At 72.0% G+C, this 15117-nt stretch carries 18 protein-coding genes; 16 read left to right on the forward strand and 2 right to left on the reverse strand.

Annotated elements, in window-relative coordinates:
- Positions 1-32 precede the first annotated feature (32 nt).
- A complete protein-coding gene (locus tag FLL47_RS00905) occupies positions 33-854 on the forward strand; it encodes a TetR/AcrR family transcriptional regulator (protein ID WP_144118460.1) in 822 nt (273 codons plus the stop codon).
- 58 nt (positions 855-912) lie between these two features.
- Here FLL47_RS00905 and FLL47_RS00910 read toward each other — a convergent pair whose 3' ends face one another.
- Positions 913-1521, reverse strand: coding sequence for a TetR/AcrR family transcriptional regulator C-terminal domain-containing protein (locus tag FLL47_RS00910; protein WP_144118461.1), 609 nt, complete (start codon positions 1519-1521; stop codon positions 913-915).
- A 70-nt stretch (positions 1522-1591) separates the two neighbouring features.
- On the opposite strand from FLL47_RS00910, the gene FLL47_RS00915 reads away from it, so the two are divergent.
- The 15 genes from FLL47_RS00915 (at position 1592) to FLL47_RS00980 (ending at position 13777) form a co-directional block, all read left to right on the forward strand.
- Complete coding sequence (locus tag FLL47_RS00915; RefSeq protein WP_144118462.1) at positions 1592-2170, forward strand: peroxiredoxin-like family protein; 579 nt, start codon at positions 1592-1594, stop codon at positions 2168-2170.
- Positions 2171-2293: 123 nt separating this feature from the next.
- On the forward strand, positions 2294-2752 hold the full coding sequence (locus FLL47_RS00920; RefSeq protein ID WP_144118463.1) for a hypothetical protein: 459 nt from the start codon (positions 2294-2296) through the stop codon (positions 2750-2752).
- Positions 2753-2854: 102 nt separating this feature from the next.
- The gene (locus FLL47_RS45090) at positions 2855-2932 is read left to right on the forward strand and encodes a putative leader peptide (RefSeq protein ID WP_407924605.1); all 78 of its coding nucleotides are present in this window, start codon (positions 2855-2857) and stop codon (positions 2930-2932) included.
- A 160-nt stretch (positions 2933-3092) separates the two neighbouring features.
- Complete coding sequence (locus FLL47_RS43845) at positions 3093-4838, forward strand: sulfatase family protein (RefSeq protein ID WP_246157415.1); 1746 nt, start codon at positions 3093-3095, stop codon at positions 4836-4838.
- Positions 4838-5647: a formylglycine-generating enzyme family protein gene (locus FLL47_RS00930; protein WP_246157416.1), complete on the forward strand. Its 810-nt coding sequence runs from the start codon at positions 4838-4840 to the stop codon at positions 5645-5647. The genes FLL47_RS43845 and FLL47_RS00930 overlap by 1 nt, the downstream gene beginning before the upstream one ends.
- A gap of 75 nt (positions 5648-5722) precedes the next feature.
- Positions 5723-6226, forward strand: coding sequence for a potassium channel family protein (locus tag FLL47_RS00935; protein ID WP_144118465.1), 504 nt, complete (start codon positions 5723-5725; stop codon positions 6224-6226).
- Positions 6227-6336: 110 nt separating this feature from the next.
- Positions 6337-6840 (forward strand): hypothetical protein, encoded by a 504-nt coding sequence (locus FLL47_RS00940; RefSeq protein WP_144118466.1) that lies wholly within the window; start codon positions 6337-6339, stop codon positions 6838-6840.
- Positions 6841-7121: 281 nt separating this feature from the next.
- Positions 7122-7646 (forward strand): SigE family RNA polymerase sigma factor, encoded by a 525-nt coding sequence (locus FLL47_RS00945; RefSeq protein WP_144118467.1) that lies wholly within the window; start codon positions 7122-7124, stop codon positions 7644-7646.
- Positions 7643-8815 (forward strand): hypothetical protein, encoded by a 1173-nt coding sequence (locus FLL47_RS00950; protein WP_144118468.1) that lies wholly within the window; start codon positions 7643-7645, stop codon positions 8813-8815. The genes FLL47_RS00945 and FLL47_RS00950 overlap by 4 nt, the downstream gene beginning before the upstream one ends.
- A gap of 205 nt (positions 8816-9020) precedes the next feature.
- Complete coding sequence (locus FLL47_RS00955; protein WP_246157417.1) at positions 9021-9587, forward strand: septal ring lytic transglycosylase RlpA family protein; 567 nt, start codon at positions 9021-9023, stop codon at positions 9585-9587.
- 26 nt (positions 9588-9613) lie between these two features.
- A complete protein-coding gene (locus tag FLL47_RS00960; RefSeq protein ID WP_144118470.1) occupies positions 9614-10255 on the forward strand; it encodes a DinB family protein in 642 nt (213 codons plus the stop codon).
- 96 nt (positions 10256-10351) lie between these two features.
- Positions 10352-12055 (forward strand): proline--tRNA ligase, encoded by a 1704-nt coding sequence (locus FLL47_RS00965; RefSeq protein WP_144118471.1) that lies wholly within the window; start codon positions 10352-10354, stop codon positions 12053-12055.
- A gap of 10 nt (positions 12056-12065) precedes the next feature.
- Positions 12066-13136 (forward strand): GNAT family N-acetyltransferase, encoded by a 1071-nt coding sequence (locus FLL47_RS00970; protein ID WP_144118472.1) that lies wholly within the window; start codon positions 12066-12068, stop codon positions 13134-13136.
- A gap of 9 nt (positions 13137-13145) precedes the next feature.
- Complete coding sequence (locus tag FLL47_RS00975) at positions 13146-13394, forward strand: hypothetical protein (protein ID WP_144118473.1); 249 nt, start codon at positions 13146-13148, stop codon at positions 13392-13394.
- Complete coding sequence (locus FLL47_RS00980; protein WP_144118474.1) at positions 13391-13777, forward strand: hypothetical protein; 387 nt, start codon at positions 13391-13393, stop codon at positions 13775-13777. Before FLL47_RS00975 ends, FLL47_RS00980 begins: the two co-directional genes overlap by 4 nt.
- A gap of 27 nt (positions 13778-13804) precedes the next feature.
- On the opposite strand, the gene FLL47_RS00985 is transcribed toward FLL47_RS00980, so the two are convergent.
- A complete protein-coding gene (locus FLL47_RS00985) occupies positions 13805-14992 on the reverse strand; it encodes an LCP family protein (RefSeq protein WP_186315505.1) in 1188 nt (395 codons plus the stop codon).
- Between the last annotated feature and the right edge of the window lie 125 nt (positions 14993-15117).

Consider the following 15117-nt stretch of genomic DNA (forward strand, 5'->3'; position numbering starts at 1 on the left):
CGACATTAGCTTACGGCGTACGGAGTTGTCACATGACGTTGTACGGCGGCCAGGGCGACCCGGCCCGGACCATGGCTCTGCTGTGGCGGGCGCACTCCCCCGAGGCCGCCGCCGAGCAGGCGACCGCAGGCCGGGCCGGGCGCACCGCACCCGGCCCGAAGCAGGGCCTGACCGTCGACACGATCATCGAGGCCGCCATCAGGCTCGCCGACACCGTCGGGATGGAGCGGCTGTCGATGCGCGCCGTCGGCGAGCGGCTGGGCACCTCGGCGATGGCGCTCTACACCTACGTGCCGAGCAAGCGCGAGCTGGTCGACCTGATGTACGACCAGGCTCACGCGGGCCTGCCGGACGCATACCGGGTCGACGGCGGCATCCGGCCCGCGGTGCTGGCCTGGGCCGACGACCTGTGGGACTGCTACCTGCGCCACCCGTGGCTGCTGCAGGTGTCCTACGCCCGGCCGGTGCTCGGCCCGCACGAGCAGGCGGTCCTCGAATCACTGCTGGCCGTCCTGCACGCGGCCGACCTGCCGCCACGCAAGCTGCGGCCCACCGTCAGCGCGCTGTTCCACCTCGTGCGCGGCGCCGCGCAGACCGCCGCCGAGGGCCGGGCCGCCGCGTCCGCGACCGGCACCTCCGACCAGCAGTGGTGGACCGAACGCTCCGCGCTGCTGGCCCGGCTGGCACCCGACTTCGCGCAGCGCTTCCCGCGCTCGACGGCACTGGCCGGCTCGTCGTCCACCACGCACTACGACCCGGTCCGCCAGGCCAAGGACGCCCTCGACGGCGGCCTGCACCTGCTGCTGGACGGCCTGCTCCCCGCCGAGGACGGAGCCGGCACAGGCGCAGCCTGATGCCCGCCGCTCCCGCGCGGGGCCGCCTGCCGGCGGCGAACGGGAACCCGGAGGCAGGTCAGGGGGTGAGACCTCGGAGCACGAGGGCCAGGCCCTCGCCGAACTCACGCTGCGGTGACACGTTTCGCGCCGTCACCGCCGTCTCGGCCAGGTACGGGTACTGCTCGCCGAGCGCGGCGAGTGCTTCGGTGCCGGGTCCGGACAGCGGCCCCAGCCCTTCGGCCTGCAGCGCACCGACCAGGTAGGCCAGCAGCGCCCGGAACGCGATGACGCGCCGCTCGCCGGAGAATCCCGCCCGCGCCATGATGCCCAGCAGCGCCTCCCCGCTGCGGCGTACACCCGGCGAGGCGTGCCGGTGCAGCAGCAGCAGCGGCACCACGGCCGGGTGCGCCTGCACCGCCAGCCGGATGCGTTCGCAGATCTCGGCGACGCACTCCTGCCAGGTGGGCAGGTCGGGCACGGTGAAGTCGACGCCGCCCAGTACCAGCTCCACGACCAGCCGCTCGAGCTGCTCCCGGTCGCTGACGTAACGGTAGAGCGACATCGTGCCCATGTTCAGCTCCTGCGCCACCGTACGCATCGTCAGCGCGGCGAGGCCGTCGCGGTCGACCACCGCCAGGGCGGCGGCGGCGAGCTGGTCGGTGGTGAGGGATCGCCTGCGGGGCACGGCTTGACAGCGTACAAGATACGCTTATAGCTTCGTAGGCGTACGTTGTACTCTTACGAAGGGCGTACTCATGGCCAAGCTGACAGCAGGCGACCGGGCACCCTCCCTCAACCTCACCACCGTCACCGGCGAACCGGCGCGATCACCGGACCCGGACCGCCTCGTCCACCTGCAGTTCCGGCGCTTCGCCGGCTGCCCGATCTGCCACCTGCACCTACGGACCTTCGTCCGCGCCGCGGACCGGCTCACCGAGGCGGGTGTCCGCGAGATCGTGTTCTTCCACTCCGGAGCCGACGAGCTCCGCGAGCACGTGAGCGACCTGCCCTTCGCGGTCATCGCCGACGAGGACAAGCGGTGGTACCGCACATTCGGCGTCGAGGCCGGGGCGCGGGCGCTGCTCGATCCGCGCGCCTGGCCCGGGATCGTGCGCTCGGTGGCGACAGCCCTCCTGCTCCTGCCGAGCCGCAAGGCCCACCTGCCCGCGGCGAACCCGGCCGGCGGCCGCCTCGGACTGCCCGCGGACCTGCTCATCGGACCGGACGGCACCGTCCTGGCCGCCAAGTACGGCACGCACGCCGACGACCAGTGGAGCGTCGAGGAGGTGCTCACCCTGGCCCGCACGGCCGGACATGCCGCCGTCGGGGCATGAGCCCGGCCGGCGGCCACGCGGAGCGAGCCGGGCCGGGCGCGAGGACGACCGGCTCTTGCCGCACCACGGCCGATCGGCGATGATGACCCGTCGTTGATCACCTGAGCGGGGAGGGTGTTCGTCATGCTTCGGGTCCTGGGCCGTGGTGCGCTGGTCGGTGTCGCCTCCTTTCTGGTCGCCGGCCTGGTCGGCCTCCTGCTCGGCGACGCTCCGGCCGGATTCGACGCGGCGCACGACGTGCTGGTCCCGGCCGTCGCCATGGTCGCGGCGGCAGTGGCGGCCTGGCTGCTGAAGCTGCGGCAGCCGGTGCTCGTGCCCGTGCTCGCCCTGGTCGTCAACATCGCGGTGAACCTGGCGCTGAGCTGGATCGTGACCAGCGCGATGACCGACGACGAGGGCGTGCTGCACCCGGACCGGCAGCCCTTCGACCTCACCGGTTCGCCGCTGGGAGCACTGCTGTCGCTGCCCAGCCCCCTGCTGCACTGCCTCTACCTCGTCGCGCTCGCCATGGTGGGTGCGGTGATCGCCGACCGCGTCGCCAAGGCCAACGCCGAGATCGACGCCTCCTCCCGGCGCCGCTGACAGCCGACGGCGCCCTGCTCGGCGCAAGCCGTTAACACGGTTTCCTATGACGAAATATTTAGTTTCTTGAGATCGTCGAGGGCGCTTTCTAGGCTCAGTCACATGGAGCGCAGGCCCTTGTTCACGGCCCGCCGGCACGTCGATCTGCGACGGCAGGCGAGTTCCCTCTGTCTGCGCTGACCTGCGCGCTCAGGCCGCCCGTCGGCGGCTGAACGCCCGCACTGCGCACCGCGGCCGCGTGGCACCGCCACCGCCGCCCGCTCCCCCACCGACCGGCTGCGCGCCGGGCACCCCATGCTGCGCGGCGTGACGCTGCCGTGCGCGTACGAAAGGAAGGCCCATGTCCGAGACCACCCCCTCGCTCAAGCGGCGCACGTTCCTCGCGGCATCCGCCGCGGCGGGCGCGACCGCGGCCGCCGGCTGGCCCGCGACCGCCGCGCAGGCCGCCGACACCAGGCCGAACATCCTCGTGATCGTCACCGACGACCATCCGAAGGGGACCGGCTGGGCGCTGCCCAAGACCCGGGCCTGGCTGACCGGCAACGGCGTCGAGTTCACCCGCGGACACGCGACCACGCCGCTGTGCTCGCCGGGCCGGTCCTCGATCTTCACCGGCCAGTACGCGCACAACCACGGCGTACGCGGCAACCAGCACAGCGCGAACCTCAACCACCACTCCACCGTGCAGCGCTACCTGCAGCAGGCCGGCTACCGCACCGGCCTGTACGGCAAGTACCTCAACGGCTGGGACGTCGACGACAACCCGCCCCACTTCGACGAGTTCGCCGTGCTCGCCCCGCCGACCTTCAACAACGGCACCTGGAACGTCGACGGGACCGTGCAGACGATCAACAACTACACCACCACCGTGGTGAAGAACCGGGCGCTGAGCTTCCTGGACCGCAGCGCCGCCGACACCCGCCCCTGGTTCCTCTACCTCGCCCCGTACGCCTCCCACGGCCCGAACACCCCCGAAGGCAAGTACGCCGACACCGAGGTGCCCGCCTGGAGCGGCCGCCCGTCGGTGCCCGAGGCCGACCGCAGCGACAAGCCCAGCTTCGTCCAGGACGCCACCGGCACCCTGGCCGACGGCCGCAACATCCGCACCAACCAGCTGCGCACCCTGCTGTCCGTCGACGACGCCGTGCAGGCGGTGCACGACAAGCTCGAAGCCCTCGGCCAGCTCGACAACACCCTGGTGTTCTTCATCGCCGACAACGGCTTCGCCTGGGCCGACCACGGCTGGACCAAGAAGTCGGTGCCCTACACCCCCGTCATCGAGGTGCCTTTCTTCGTATCCTGGCCGGCCGGCGGCCTGGACACCGGAACCGACGACAACCGGCTCGCGGCCAACATCGACATCGCGCCGACCATCCTCGACGCGGCCGGGATCACCCCGGACGCGCAGTACCCGCAGGACGGGCACTCGCTGCTCGGCCCGCACCGGCGCACCCGCGTGCTGACAGAGTTCTTCAAACACGGCACCGGCGCGGGCGGCCCCCTCACCTGGGCCTCCTACGTCGGCGCGAACAAGCAGTACACCGAGTACTACCAACTGCACACCGACGCCAACGGCCTGCCCACGGGCTCGGGCGCGGTCCTGTTCCGCGAGTACTACGACCTGGTCAACGACCCGCACCAGCTGGTGAACAAGCTCCACAACGCCACCCCGGCCCAGGAGCAGGCGCTGGGCATCCCCCCCTGGCGGCGCAGCTGGCCGCCGACCGCGTCAGCTCCGGCAGCACCGCACCCTGACCGACCGGCCCGCCCGGCGGCGGGGCATGTCCCGCCGCCGGGCACCAGGAAGGAGCGCCCATGGCCGCGCACCCTCCCGCCTGCTGCGCGCCCGCTGCGGGCAGCGGGGGACCTGCCCTGCTCACGCTTGCCGCGCCACCCGCGGGCGACGCGGGCACCACTGCCGTTCCGCACAGCGTGGCCGATGCCACGCCCGGCTCGGCCCCTGCGCACACCGGCGCGGCCGGTCCGCCTGCCGGGCACCGGCCCCGCCTGCGCACCGCCGACGGCATCGGCACGCTGTCACGGGCCGCATCGCGCACCGTCGCCCTGCCCGGCGGCAGGTTCCTGATGGGCACCGACGACGCCGAAGGATTCCCCGCCGACGGAGAGGGCCCGGTACGCGAGATCAAGCTCGGCCCGTTCCGCATCGACCCGACCACGGTCACCAACGCCCAGTTCGCCACGTTCGTGAAGGCCACCGGGCACGTCACCGACGCCGAGCGGTTCGGCTTCTCGTTCGTGTTCGAGGGATTCCTGCCGCCACAGCACGCCCGGCAGGCGCAGCGGGTCCAGGCCGCGCCCTGGTGGGCGGCGGTGCCCGGCGCCGACTGGCGGCACCCGCACGGACCCGGCTCCGACGTCGGCAGGCTGCAGAACCATCCCGTGGTGCACGTGTCCTGGCACGACGCATCGGCCTACTGCGACTGGTCCGGCACCCGGCTGCCGACCGAAGCCGAATGGGAGTACGCCGCCCGCGGCGGCCTGGAGCAGGCCCGCTACCCGTGGGGCGACGAGCTGACCCCGGCCGGACGGCACCTGTGCAACATCTGGCAGGGCGAGTTCCCGACCCGCAACACCGCCGCCGACGGCCACCTCGGCACCGCCCCCGTGAAGTCCTACCGCCCCAACGGGTACGGCCTCTACAACGTCGCCGGCAACGTGTGGGAGTGGTGCGCGGACTGGTTCAGCGTCGACTTCCACGTCACCGGACCCCGCGTCGACCCCGCCGGGCCCGCCGACGGCACGGCGCGGGTCATGCGCGGCGGCTCGCACATGTGCCACGCGTCGTACTGCAACCGCTACCGCATCGCGGCCCGCTCCTCGAACACCCCCGACAGCTCCGCGGGCAACATCGGCTTCCGGGTCGCCGCGGGCTGACCGCCCAGTCGTGTCGTCGGCGCGCCCCGTCGCGGCGCGGCCCGGGAACGGCACGCCGTCGGCGACAATACCGACATGTCGGTCGTTCGTCTGCACCCGCTCGCGCAGGCCCTGATCAACAGTGCCTTGCTGCTGGCCGTGTACTTCGTCATACCCACCGACATCGGCCACGGCACCTGGTCGCTGCTCGCCCGGACCATCGCGACGCTCATCGGGCTGACCGTCGCGGTGGCGCTCATCCTGCGCCAGGTCAGCCGCCAGATCGACGCGGCGGAGGCCCCGCTGACCGGACTGCTCACCGCCCTGGTCGCCGGGGTGCTGTTCTTCGCGCTCGCCGACTACCTCGTCGCGATCAACGCACCGGGCCAGTTCGTCGACCTGAACACCCGCATAGACGCGCTCTACTTCGCGATCTCCACGCTGGCCACGGTCGGGTTCGGCGACGTGCACGCACAGGGTCAGGCGGCGCGCGGTCTGCTGTGCCTGCAGATGCTGTTCAACGCCGTCATCATCGCCACCGGGCTGTCCGTGCTGTCCAGGCAGATCGCCGCGCGGGTACGCGAGCGCCGCGGCGGCTGACCCGCCGGCTCCTCCGCCTGCCCACGCTGCGGCGAATCGCCGCGCACCTGGCAGCGACCCGCATCAGGGTGGCGTCGGCTTCGTAGGATCGCGTCATGAGGCGACGATGGATGTCGATCGCGCCGATAGTGCTGGCGCTGCTGGCGGGCTGCGGTCCGGAGGTTGCCGGAACCGGCGGTGTCCGCCTCGATGATGCCGGCCGCCTGGTGGCCGTCCTCGCCTGGTGTGAGAGTTTCGGCGCGCCCACGAAGATCGCCCTGTATGCGGTGCACTCCGACGGCAGCGTCGGCGATCCCCTACTGCAGCTCACGCGGGCAGGCGATGCACCGGCCGCGAACTACGCCGAGATCCCGCTCGCCGAACCCGGCCCGGTATGGCGGGCCGACGGTCCGATGCCCGCCCTGGAAGACGAGAAGAGCTACGAAGTGCGGGCGTGGGACAGCACGGGCGAACGCCGGGTCACCAGCTTCCCGTTCACCATCGCCGAATTGCGCACGACGGATCCGGCGCGGCCCATCCTGACCAGGACTCACGTCGGCGACGGCCGCTATGACAGCTCATTCGCGGGGGCGCAGGAGTTCCAGCAGGCAGCCGTCGCAGACTGCGGCGGCTAGCCGACGTCGCGGCACCCGGCACGGCCAGTGGTAGCCACGGGTCCGCCCGGCCGTCCCGAAGGACGGTGGCGGCGAGCCGTCCACCGGGGCGCATCCCGCGCCGGACGTCGGCGCAACCGGGGACCGGGTCGGCCGGCAGCATCAGGGCCATCCGGGGGTCGCCGCGTCGAACGGCGCACCCGGAAGGTTCTCGGCGGTCTCGACCGCTTAGTCTCGCGGTCCGCCCAACCGGAGCCGTCGCGGCACCCGTCGACCGGGTGAGTGCGACTACCGGAGGTGTGATGAACGGGGAACAGGAGCGGGAGTACGTCGCGTACGTGACCGCCCGCCTGCCCGCGCTGCGGCGGATCGCCGCGCAGCTGGCAGGCGACCCGCATCGGGGCGACGACCTGGTGCAGCAGGCCATCACCAGGCTGTTCGTGAAATGGCGGCAGGCGAGCCAGGCCCGCAACCTCGACGCGTACCTGCACACGATCCTGGTGCGGACCTTCCTGGACGACCGCCGCCTGGCCTGGAGCCGGGTCAGTCTCGCCCCGGAGGCGGGCACGGAACGGGCGGCGACCGGCGCGGACGTCGACACCAGGCTTGACCTGCAGGTGGCACTCGGACAGATGCCGCCGCGGCAGCGTGCCGCAGTGGTGCTCCGCTTCCTCACCGACCGCTCGGTCGACGAGGTCGCAGAGATCCTCCAGGTCTCGCCGGGGACGGTGAAGAGCCAGACCTCCGACGGCCTGGCCACCCTGCGGCGGCTGCTCGGCGAGCAGCCCGTCGCCTCGGCGACCACAGCGAAGGGAGCGGTCCGATGATGGACGAGGATGTGCTGGGCGCGTTCCGGGAGGACCCGCTGCCGGCCTCCGGCGTGGACGTGGCGCGCGCGGTGCGCACCGGCCGCAGGCAGCGCCGGATGCGGGCCGCGGGCGCGGCCGGCGCGCTGGCACTGCTGCTCGCGGGCAGCGCGGCGGTGCCCGCCTGGTTCGCCGGAGGCAGCGGACCGGCGCAGCTGGGTGCGAGCCCCGGGGTCACCCTGGGACCTCCGCCACCACCCTGCCCGAGTCCCGAACCGACACCGTCGGCGGCGGCCTCGCCACCCGCGGCCGGGCAGGCGCCGACCGAGTTCGAGATCCTGCGACACTGGGTGGACGTCAGCAGCGTGTCCGGCATGCACGTGCTGGACGCCACCACCGCCCGGTACTGGCAGCAGGTGTTCCTCTACGACACGGCCGAACGCTTCTTCACCGAGGTGCTTGTGTTCGCGGCGGGCGGCAAGCCGTTCTTCGGCCCGCCGCTGGCCCGCGAGCTCGCCCCGGTCGACCTGACCGGTGCCGAGAGCGCGGGAGAGGTCGGCGGCAGGCCCGCCGTCTGGCTGCCGGGACGGCAGGGCCACTACCAGTCGGACGTCGCCCGCCTGGGCTGGCAGTGGGCGGACGGCGGCTGGGCGTTCGTCGCGGTCGGCGACAACACACAGGAGATCGGCGTGCAGCCGTCGGCCGAGGCCATGGCCGGGCTACGGGACAAGGCCCGGCAGGTCGCGGACGCGCTGACGATCGGCCGCGGGGCGGCGGTGACGATGCCGTTCACGGTCGCGGGCACACCGGAGTGCTCCCGGCTGACCCGCACCAACGTCTACCGGGGCACCCACGACAACGGCACCCCGTTCGTCCGGGCGGGCCTGGTGTTCGGCCGGGCCGACAACACCGACCCGCTGCGGTTCCCGCCGGACCTGTCGACCGAGGTGACAGCGGACTCGGTCGCAACCCCGCAGGACAAGCCCGGCTCGGTGAACGAGCAGGTGGACGGCCATCCGGCGGTGGTCGAGGACGGTTTCGTGACCCTGCATGGCGTGGACGGCTTCGCGCTGGAGATCCGCTCGCCGCTGGGCCGTGACGCGCTGGTGGCGTACGCGCGCTCGGTGCGGATCGTCGAGGGCGCGCACGGCGACGAGAGCAAGTGGACGGACCGGCCCGTCCGGCCGTGACCGTCGGGTGACGACACCGCCCCCGCGAGCGCCAGGCTCGCGGGGGCGGTGTCGTTCGATCGGGCGAACCTTGTGGGGCAAATCATCCCAATGTTCACGATCCTTTTGACATGGCATGTGTGGGCCTCGATACGGTCGGTTCGGCCCCGGTCGGCCCGAACACGCGGCCGGCGCCCGACCCTGTTGCCTACGGAAGGTCAGCGCCTTGCCCGGCCGACATTCACTGCCCCGTAAGCCCCGTCGCAAGCTCGCCCCGTTCGCCACCGCCACCGTCGCCACGGCCGTCCTGGTCGGAGGCGGTCTGATCGCCGCCGAAGTGGCCGCCGAACCCCAGCACACCGATGCCACCGCGACCGCCGGAGAGTCCACCGCGTCGCCGCCGTCACCGAAGGTCACCGACGCCGCGGCCCGCCGAGAGGCCCCGCAGCGCCCGTCGCGCGGCAACCGCAACGCCTCCGCGCCGAGTCCGACCGGCACCCCCGCGGTGCTCGACTCCGGCACCTGCAAGGCGTCCTTCTACGACGAACCGCAGGGCACCGCCAACGGCGAGACCTTCGACCCGGACGCGCTGACCGCGGCGCACAAGTCGCTGAAGTTCGACACCCGGGTCCGCGTGACCAACGTCGCCAACGGCAAGTCCGTCGTGGTGCGCATCAACGACCGCGGCCCGTACATCGCCGGGCGCTGCCTGGACCTGTCCCGGGCCGCCTTCGCCGAGATCGCCAACCTGGGCAGCGGCGTGACGACTGTCCGGTACGACATCCTCGCCTGACCGATCGGACATGCCAGGATGTCTATGTGACGTCGGTATACCTCGAGCTCGGCTCAAAACGGATCTTCGCGTGCGCGCTGGAGTGGCCCGGCTGGTGCCGCTCCGGCCGCGACGCGGAGCGCGCCCTCGCCGCGCTGACCTCCTACACCGAGCGCTACGCGGTGGTCGCCGAGCACGCGAAGATCCCGTTCGAGCCCGGTGACGTGCGGGTCGTGGAACGGGTCAAGGGCGGCTCGACCACCGACTTCGGCGCGCCAGAGCAGCCCGCGAGCGCCGACTTCGCACCCCGCGACCACGAGACCGCGCAGCGGCAGGCCGCGCTCGTGCAGGCCGCCTGGGACGTCTTCGCCGAGGTCGCCGCGGTGACCCCGGCCGAGCTGCGCAAAGGTCCACGCGGCGGCGGACGCGACCGGGACAAGATGATCGACCATGTGATCGGCGCCGAGACGTCGTACGCCCGCAGGATCGGGGTCAAGCACCCCGCGCCCGCCACCGGCGACACCGCGGCCGTCGCAGCCCTGCGCACGGACATCCTGGACGTGCTGGCGAGCCCGTCGGACGGCACGCCGCCGCCGCGCGGCGGCTGGCCCCCCGCGTACGCGGCGCGGCGCATCGCCTGGCACGTGCTCGACCACGCCTGGGAGATGCAGGACCGCGCCACGCCGTAATCCGCTCGTGCCGCATACCCGCTGCTCATAGGATCGGCGGATCGCCCGGCGGACAGGTCGCCGGTTCCGACGGCAGAGAGTGCAGGTGTACGTGTCATGCGCTGGTCAGAGCTCTACGTCCCGACCCTCCGCCAGGACCCGGCAGGGGCGGATGCCGTCAGCCACCGGCTGCTCCTGCGCGCGGGCTACATCCGCCAGCTGATGGCGGGCCACTACAGCCTGCTGCCGCTGGCCGTGCGGGTCCGCACGAAGATCATCGACGTGATCCGCGAGGAGATGTCGCGCATCGGCGCGCAGGAGTTCCTGCTGCCCACCATGCAGCCGGCCGAGGTCTGGCAGAAGAGCGGCCGCTGGGACAAGATCGGCGCGGAGATGTTCCGGCTGACCGACCGCAAGGGCGCCGACCTCGCCCTGGGCATGACCCACGAGGAGATCTTCACGACCGTCGCCCAGGAGCTGCGCTCCTACCGCGACCTGCCCCAGCGCTGGTACCAGTTCCAGACGAAGTTCCGCGACGAGCCCCGCCCCAAGAGCGGCCTGATCCGGGTCCGCGAGTTCACCATGAAGGACTCCTACAGCTTCGACGTCGACGCCGCGGGGCTGGACCGCTCCTTCGACCTGCACCACGAGGCGTACACGCGGATCTTCGGCCGGCTCGGCATCCCGGCCATCCCGGTCGAGGCCTCCAGCGGCATCATGGGCGGCACCGACTCGATCGAGTTCATGTCCCCGACCGCCGCCGGTGAGGACATCGTCGTGCACTGCACCTGCGGATACGCCGCGAACGTCGAGAAGGCCACCTCGCACCTGCCCGCGGCCGCCGACGGCGACGGCTCGTCCGCACCCGAGGCGTTCGACACCCCCGACGTCCGCACCATCGAAGACCTGGTCACCGGCTTCGGCGTCACCGCCGACCGCCAGGTCAAGACCCTGGTGTACGTCGTCGACGACCAGCTCACCCTGGTCCTCATGCGCGGCGACCACGCGCTGGTCGAGCAGAAGCTCATCGACACCCTCGCCGCGGTGAACGTGCGCCCCGCCCATCCGGAGGAGATCCGTGAGGCGCTCGGCGCGCTGCCGGGCAGCCTCGGCGGCGTCGGCGTCACCGGCCTGCCGATCGTCGCCGATCTCGCGCTGACCGGCCGCCGTGACATGACCACGGGCGCCAACCGCGACGGCGTGCACCTGCGCGGCGTCGACGTCGCCCGCGACATCGCCGTGGACCGCTGGGCCGACCTGCGCGAAGTCGGCGCCGGCGAACCCTGCCCCCGCTGCGAGCAGCCCCTGGACGTGCTGCGCACCGTCGAGATCGGGCACATCTTCAAGCTGGGCCGCCGCTACACCGAGACCCTCGGCGTCACCGTGCTCGGCGCGGACGGCGAGCGGGTCAACCCGGTCATGGGCAGCTACGGCATCGGCGTGGAGCGTGCCCTGGCCGCGATCGTCGAGACGCACCACGACGACAAGGGCATCGTGTGGCCGGTCGCGGTCGCGCCGTTCGACGTCGCGATCGCGGTGCTGGGCGACGCCGACGAGGTCGTCGCAGCCGCGGAGTCGCTGTACTCCGGGCTGCGCGGACAGCGCATGGACGTGCTGCTCGACGACCGGGCCGAGCGGCCCGGGGTGAAGTTCAGCGACATCGAGCTGATCGGCATCCCGTACCGGATCACGGTCAGCGCCCGCGGCCTGGCCGACGGCACCGTCGAGTTCACCGACCGGGCCACCGGCCACACCGAACGCATCCCGCTGGCGAGCGCCACGGCCCATGTCACCGCAGCGGTGCGGGCCACCGAGCAGTGACCGCGCCCCGGTGCGCGACGTACCGTTCATGCCGCGGGTGCGGCACGGGCAGGCGGCGCGCACCGGGCCGGACGAGGAGGCGGAGCACGTGCCGAGCACACTGCGGATCCAGCGGCACCACACCGGCAGCGCCGAGTCCCGCGAGCTGCGCCGCGAGTTCGTGGCCGAGCTGGCCCGGCGTTACCCGGAACAGGACTTCAGCGCCGACACGGTCACCGACGAACTGCCGGTGCTGGACGCACCGGGCGCGGCCTGGTTCGTGGTCTACGACGGCGAGCAGCCCGTCGGCTGCGGCGGCCTGCGCGGACTCGACGAGCACACCGGCGAGATCAAATGGGTGTTCCTGCGCGAGGCCGCCCGGGGCCGCCAGGTCGGCCGCTCGCTGCTGGTCGAGCTGGAGGACACCGCCCGGGAGTTCGGCTACACGCGGCTGCGGCTGAGCACCGGCGACCGCCAGCCCGAGGCATTGGGTCTGTACATCTCCGCCGGATACCGGCCCGTCGACGACGGTATGCCGGTCGCGCACCGGCTGGAGAAGGACCTGCGTCCGGGGCCCGCCGACGTGCGCGTGGACTTCCGCAAGTACGACGGCTCGCTGCGCTGGCACACCACGCTGCGCCGGCTCGGCGACGACGGGCACGGGACCTGGCTGGGCGGAACGCGGCACACCGCGTGGCGGCGCGGCACGCTGGCCCCGTACTTCCCGAAGGCCGCCCATGTGATGCTGGTACCGCAGATGGGCGACTGGGTCGCGAACTTCCACGCCCCGCCACATCGCACCGCGCTCTACGTCGACGTCGCCGCCCGTCCGGTGTGGACCGGCACCGGCCTGGTGACCGTCGTCGACCTCGACCTCGACGTGGTGCGCCGCCGCGACACCGGCACGGTCGAACTGCTCGACGAGGACGATTTCGCCGAGCACCAGGTCCGCTACGGGTACCCCGCCGACGTCGTCGCCGGAGCCCGGCGTACCGCCGACCACCTGCTGGACGCCGTGACCGTGGCACGCGAGCCCTTCGGCACCGCGCACGCGCCCTGGCTGGCACGTCTGACGGACTCGCCACAGGGTATGAGGATGTAGCATGAAGTTATGAGCCGACGTGTCACGGTCAACGTCCCCGACGAGGTCGCCGAGCGGCTCGAACGGGAACCGAACGTCTCCCAATACGTCACCACCGCGATCCGCGACCGGATGCGCCACGAAGAACGCCTCGCCGCCACCCGGCGCCTGCTGGCCGACGCCGGCTACCAGCTCAGCAGCGACGGCATCGAGCGCATGCGTACACGTCTGGCCGAGCACGACGCCCGCCGGGCCGCCGGGCGCGAGCAGGGCGCATGAACATCCACGTCGTGCTCGACAGCAGCGCGCTGGCCGCCTACGCCCGCCTGGACGCCCTCGCGGTCGGCGAGCTCATCACGGTGGTCGCCGAGAACGGCGGCACGGTCGGCATTCCCGCGCCCGTCTTCGCCGAGACCTATCGCATCGTCGACGAAGACGAGCGCAAGCGCCTGACCCGGCTGCTCACCGACGACGTGTACACGCTGATCCTGCCCATGCTGGCAGACGACCTGCTCGACGTAGCCGAACTCGGCCGGCGCCTGCCGCTGCCGCTCGCCCACGCGGTCACCCAGACCCGCCGACACGGGGCGTCCCTGGCGACCCTGGAGCCGGGTGCGGTGCGCGCCGACCTCGACGACTACGACGTCATCAACTTGAACTGACGCGGTCCCCGACGCCACCGGCTGCCGCTAGGCCTTCCTGTTGACGAAGTTCGGGTAGAGCGCGATGAACTCGCCCAGCTTGTCGAGTGTGGCGGCCTTGAACATCAGCTTGGACTCTTCGTTGAGGTCCTCGAACGACTCACCGTTGATCTCGTAGCCGTTGTACCAGCCGGCGTTCGTCTTCAGCGACACCAGATCCGCTGCGGCGAGGTCCTGCAGGGCGAAGAAGAAGTCGATCACTTCCATGCCCTGGGGCAGGCTCAGCAGCATCGACTCCCCGGCGGCACGGATCAGGTTGTTCACCTTGCCGATGTCGGTGAGCACGCCGGCCGACGTCGCCTTGGCCACGATGGCCTGGATGAGCTGCTGCTGGTGGCGCTGGCGGCCGTAGTCGGTGGAGCCGTCGGGCAGGTAGCGCTGGCGGGCGAAGTCCAGCGCCTCCCAGGCTCGCATGTTCCGGCAGCCCTTCTTGTGCACGAAGCGCTGGTTGCCGGTGCGCCCGGCGTACCGGTCGGCCTCTTTGTTGTCCGCAATGCCGCCGATGTACTTCGGCTTGCCGTTGACGACGTAGTGGTGAATGGACTTCGTGTCGTCGTCGACGCACATCCGTACGCTGCCCAGGGCCGTGATGATCTTATTAAAGCCGTTGAAGTCGATGACCGCCGCGGCCTCGAAGGTGATGCCGGTGAGCTTGCCGATCGCCTGCGTGGCGGTCTTCAGGCCGCCCTTCCAGTCGCCCTGCGGCCCGAGACCGGCCTGGAAGGCGCCATTGATCTTGCGGTGGCCCTTGCCGGGAATCTCCACCCGCACGTCGCGCGGCACCGACATCAGGTACGCCTCCTGATGCGTGCCCGACACGTGCACGATGATGATCGTGTCGGAGCGGGCATCGTCGGCTTTCTGCCCGGGGCGCGTGTCGATACCGAGCAGCAGCACGTCGAAGGCGCCCTTGAGCGCCTTCGCATCCGGAGCGGCCTGCCCCGACGGGCCGGCCAGGACGTCCGCGCCGGCCAGGTCGACGGCGTCCTCGAGCGTGCCGACGACCGAACGCAGCATGACGATGCTGGTTCCGGCGATCATCATCAGCACGGCGCCGAACGTCAGCACCAGCTTGCTCCACAGCGGCGCCTTGGGGCGCGCGGCGGCGGACCTGCCGGGGGTGGACCTGCCAGAGGCACGGGGGCGGCGCTTGGACACGGGGGTGGTCCTCTCCACGGGCGACGTGGTGCGCCCGCTCCCCCCAGAGGACGCGCCCACCCACCGTAGGTGTTGCCCGCCACCGCGGCGAAGTTCGTCCGGCGTCCACATCGCGACAGGGAGCCGCCCGTCACCTCACCCGG

Source organism: Catellatospora sichuanensis, assembly GCF_007483665.1.
GTDB classification, from domain to species: Bacteria; Actinomycetota; Actinomycetes; order Mycobacteriales; family Micromonosporaceae; genus Catellatospora; species Catellatospora sichuanensis.

What these genes read in the sequence shown, in the direction of transcription:
- FLL47_RS00930 (WP_246157416.1), top strand. Translation starts at nt 4,838, where the DNA reads ATGGGCACCGACGACGCCGAAGGATTCCCCGCCGACGGAGAGGGCCCG.
- FLL47_RS45090 (WP_407924605.1), top strand. Translation starts at nt 2,855, where the DNA reads ATGGAGCGCAGGCCCTTGTTCACGGCCCGCCGGCACGTCGATCTGCGA.
- FLL47_RS00980 (WP_144118474.1), top strand. Translation starts at nt 13,391, where the DNA reads ATGAACATCCACGTCGTGCTCGACAGCAGCGCGCTGGCCGCCTACGCC.
- FLL47_RS00950 (WP_144118468.1), top strand. Translation starts at nt 7,643, where the DNA reads ATGATGGACGAGGATGTGCTGGGCGCGTTCCGGGAGGACCCGCTGCCG.
- FLL47_RS00915 (WP_144118462.1), top strand. Translation starts at nt 1,592, where the DNA reads ATGGCCAAGCTGACAGCAGGCGACCGGGCACCCTCCCTCAACCTCACC.
- FLL47_RS43845 (WP_246157415.1), top strand. Translation starts at nt 3,093, where the DNA reads ATGTCCGAGACCACCCCCTCGCTCAAGCGGCGCACGTTCCTCGCGGCA.
- FLL47_RS00935 (WP_144118465.1), top strand. Translation starts at nt 5,723, where the DNA reads ATGTCGGTCGTTCGTCTGCACCCGCTCGCGCAGGCCCTGATCAACAGT.
- FLL47_RS00920 (WP_144118463.1), top strand. Translation starts at nt 2,294, where the DNA reads ATGCTTCGGGTCCTGGGCCGTGGTGCGCTGGTCGGTGTCGCCTCCTTT.
- FLL47_RS00905 (WP_144118460.1), top strand. Translation starts at nt 33, where the DNA reads ATGACGTTGTACGGCGGCCAGGGCGACCCGGCCCGGACCATGGCTCTG.
- FLL47_RS00965 (WP_144118471.1), top strand. Translation starts at nt 10,352, where the DNA reads ATGCGCTGGTCAGAGCTCTACGTCCCGACCCTCCGCCAGGACCCGGCA.
- FLL47_RS00945 (WP_144118467.1), top strand. Translation starts at nt 7,122, where the DNA reads ATGAACGGGGAACAGGAGCGGGAGTACGTCGCGTACGTGACCGCCCGC.
- FLL47_RS00940 (WP_144118466.1), top strand. Translation starts at nt 6,337, where the DNA reads ATGTCGATCGCGCCGATAGTGCTGGCGCTGCTGGCGGGCTGCGGTCCG.
- FLL47_RS00975 (WP_144118473.1), top strand. Translation starts at nt 13,146, where the DNA reads ATGAGCCGACGTGTCACGGTCAACGTCCCCGACGAGGTCGCCGAGCGG.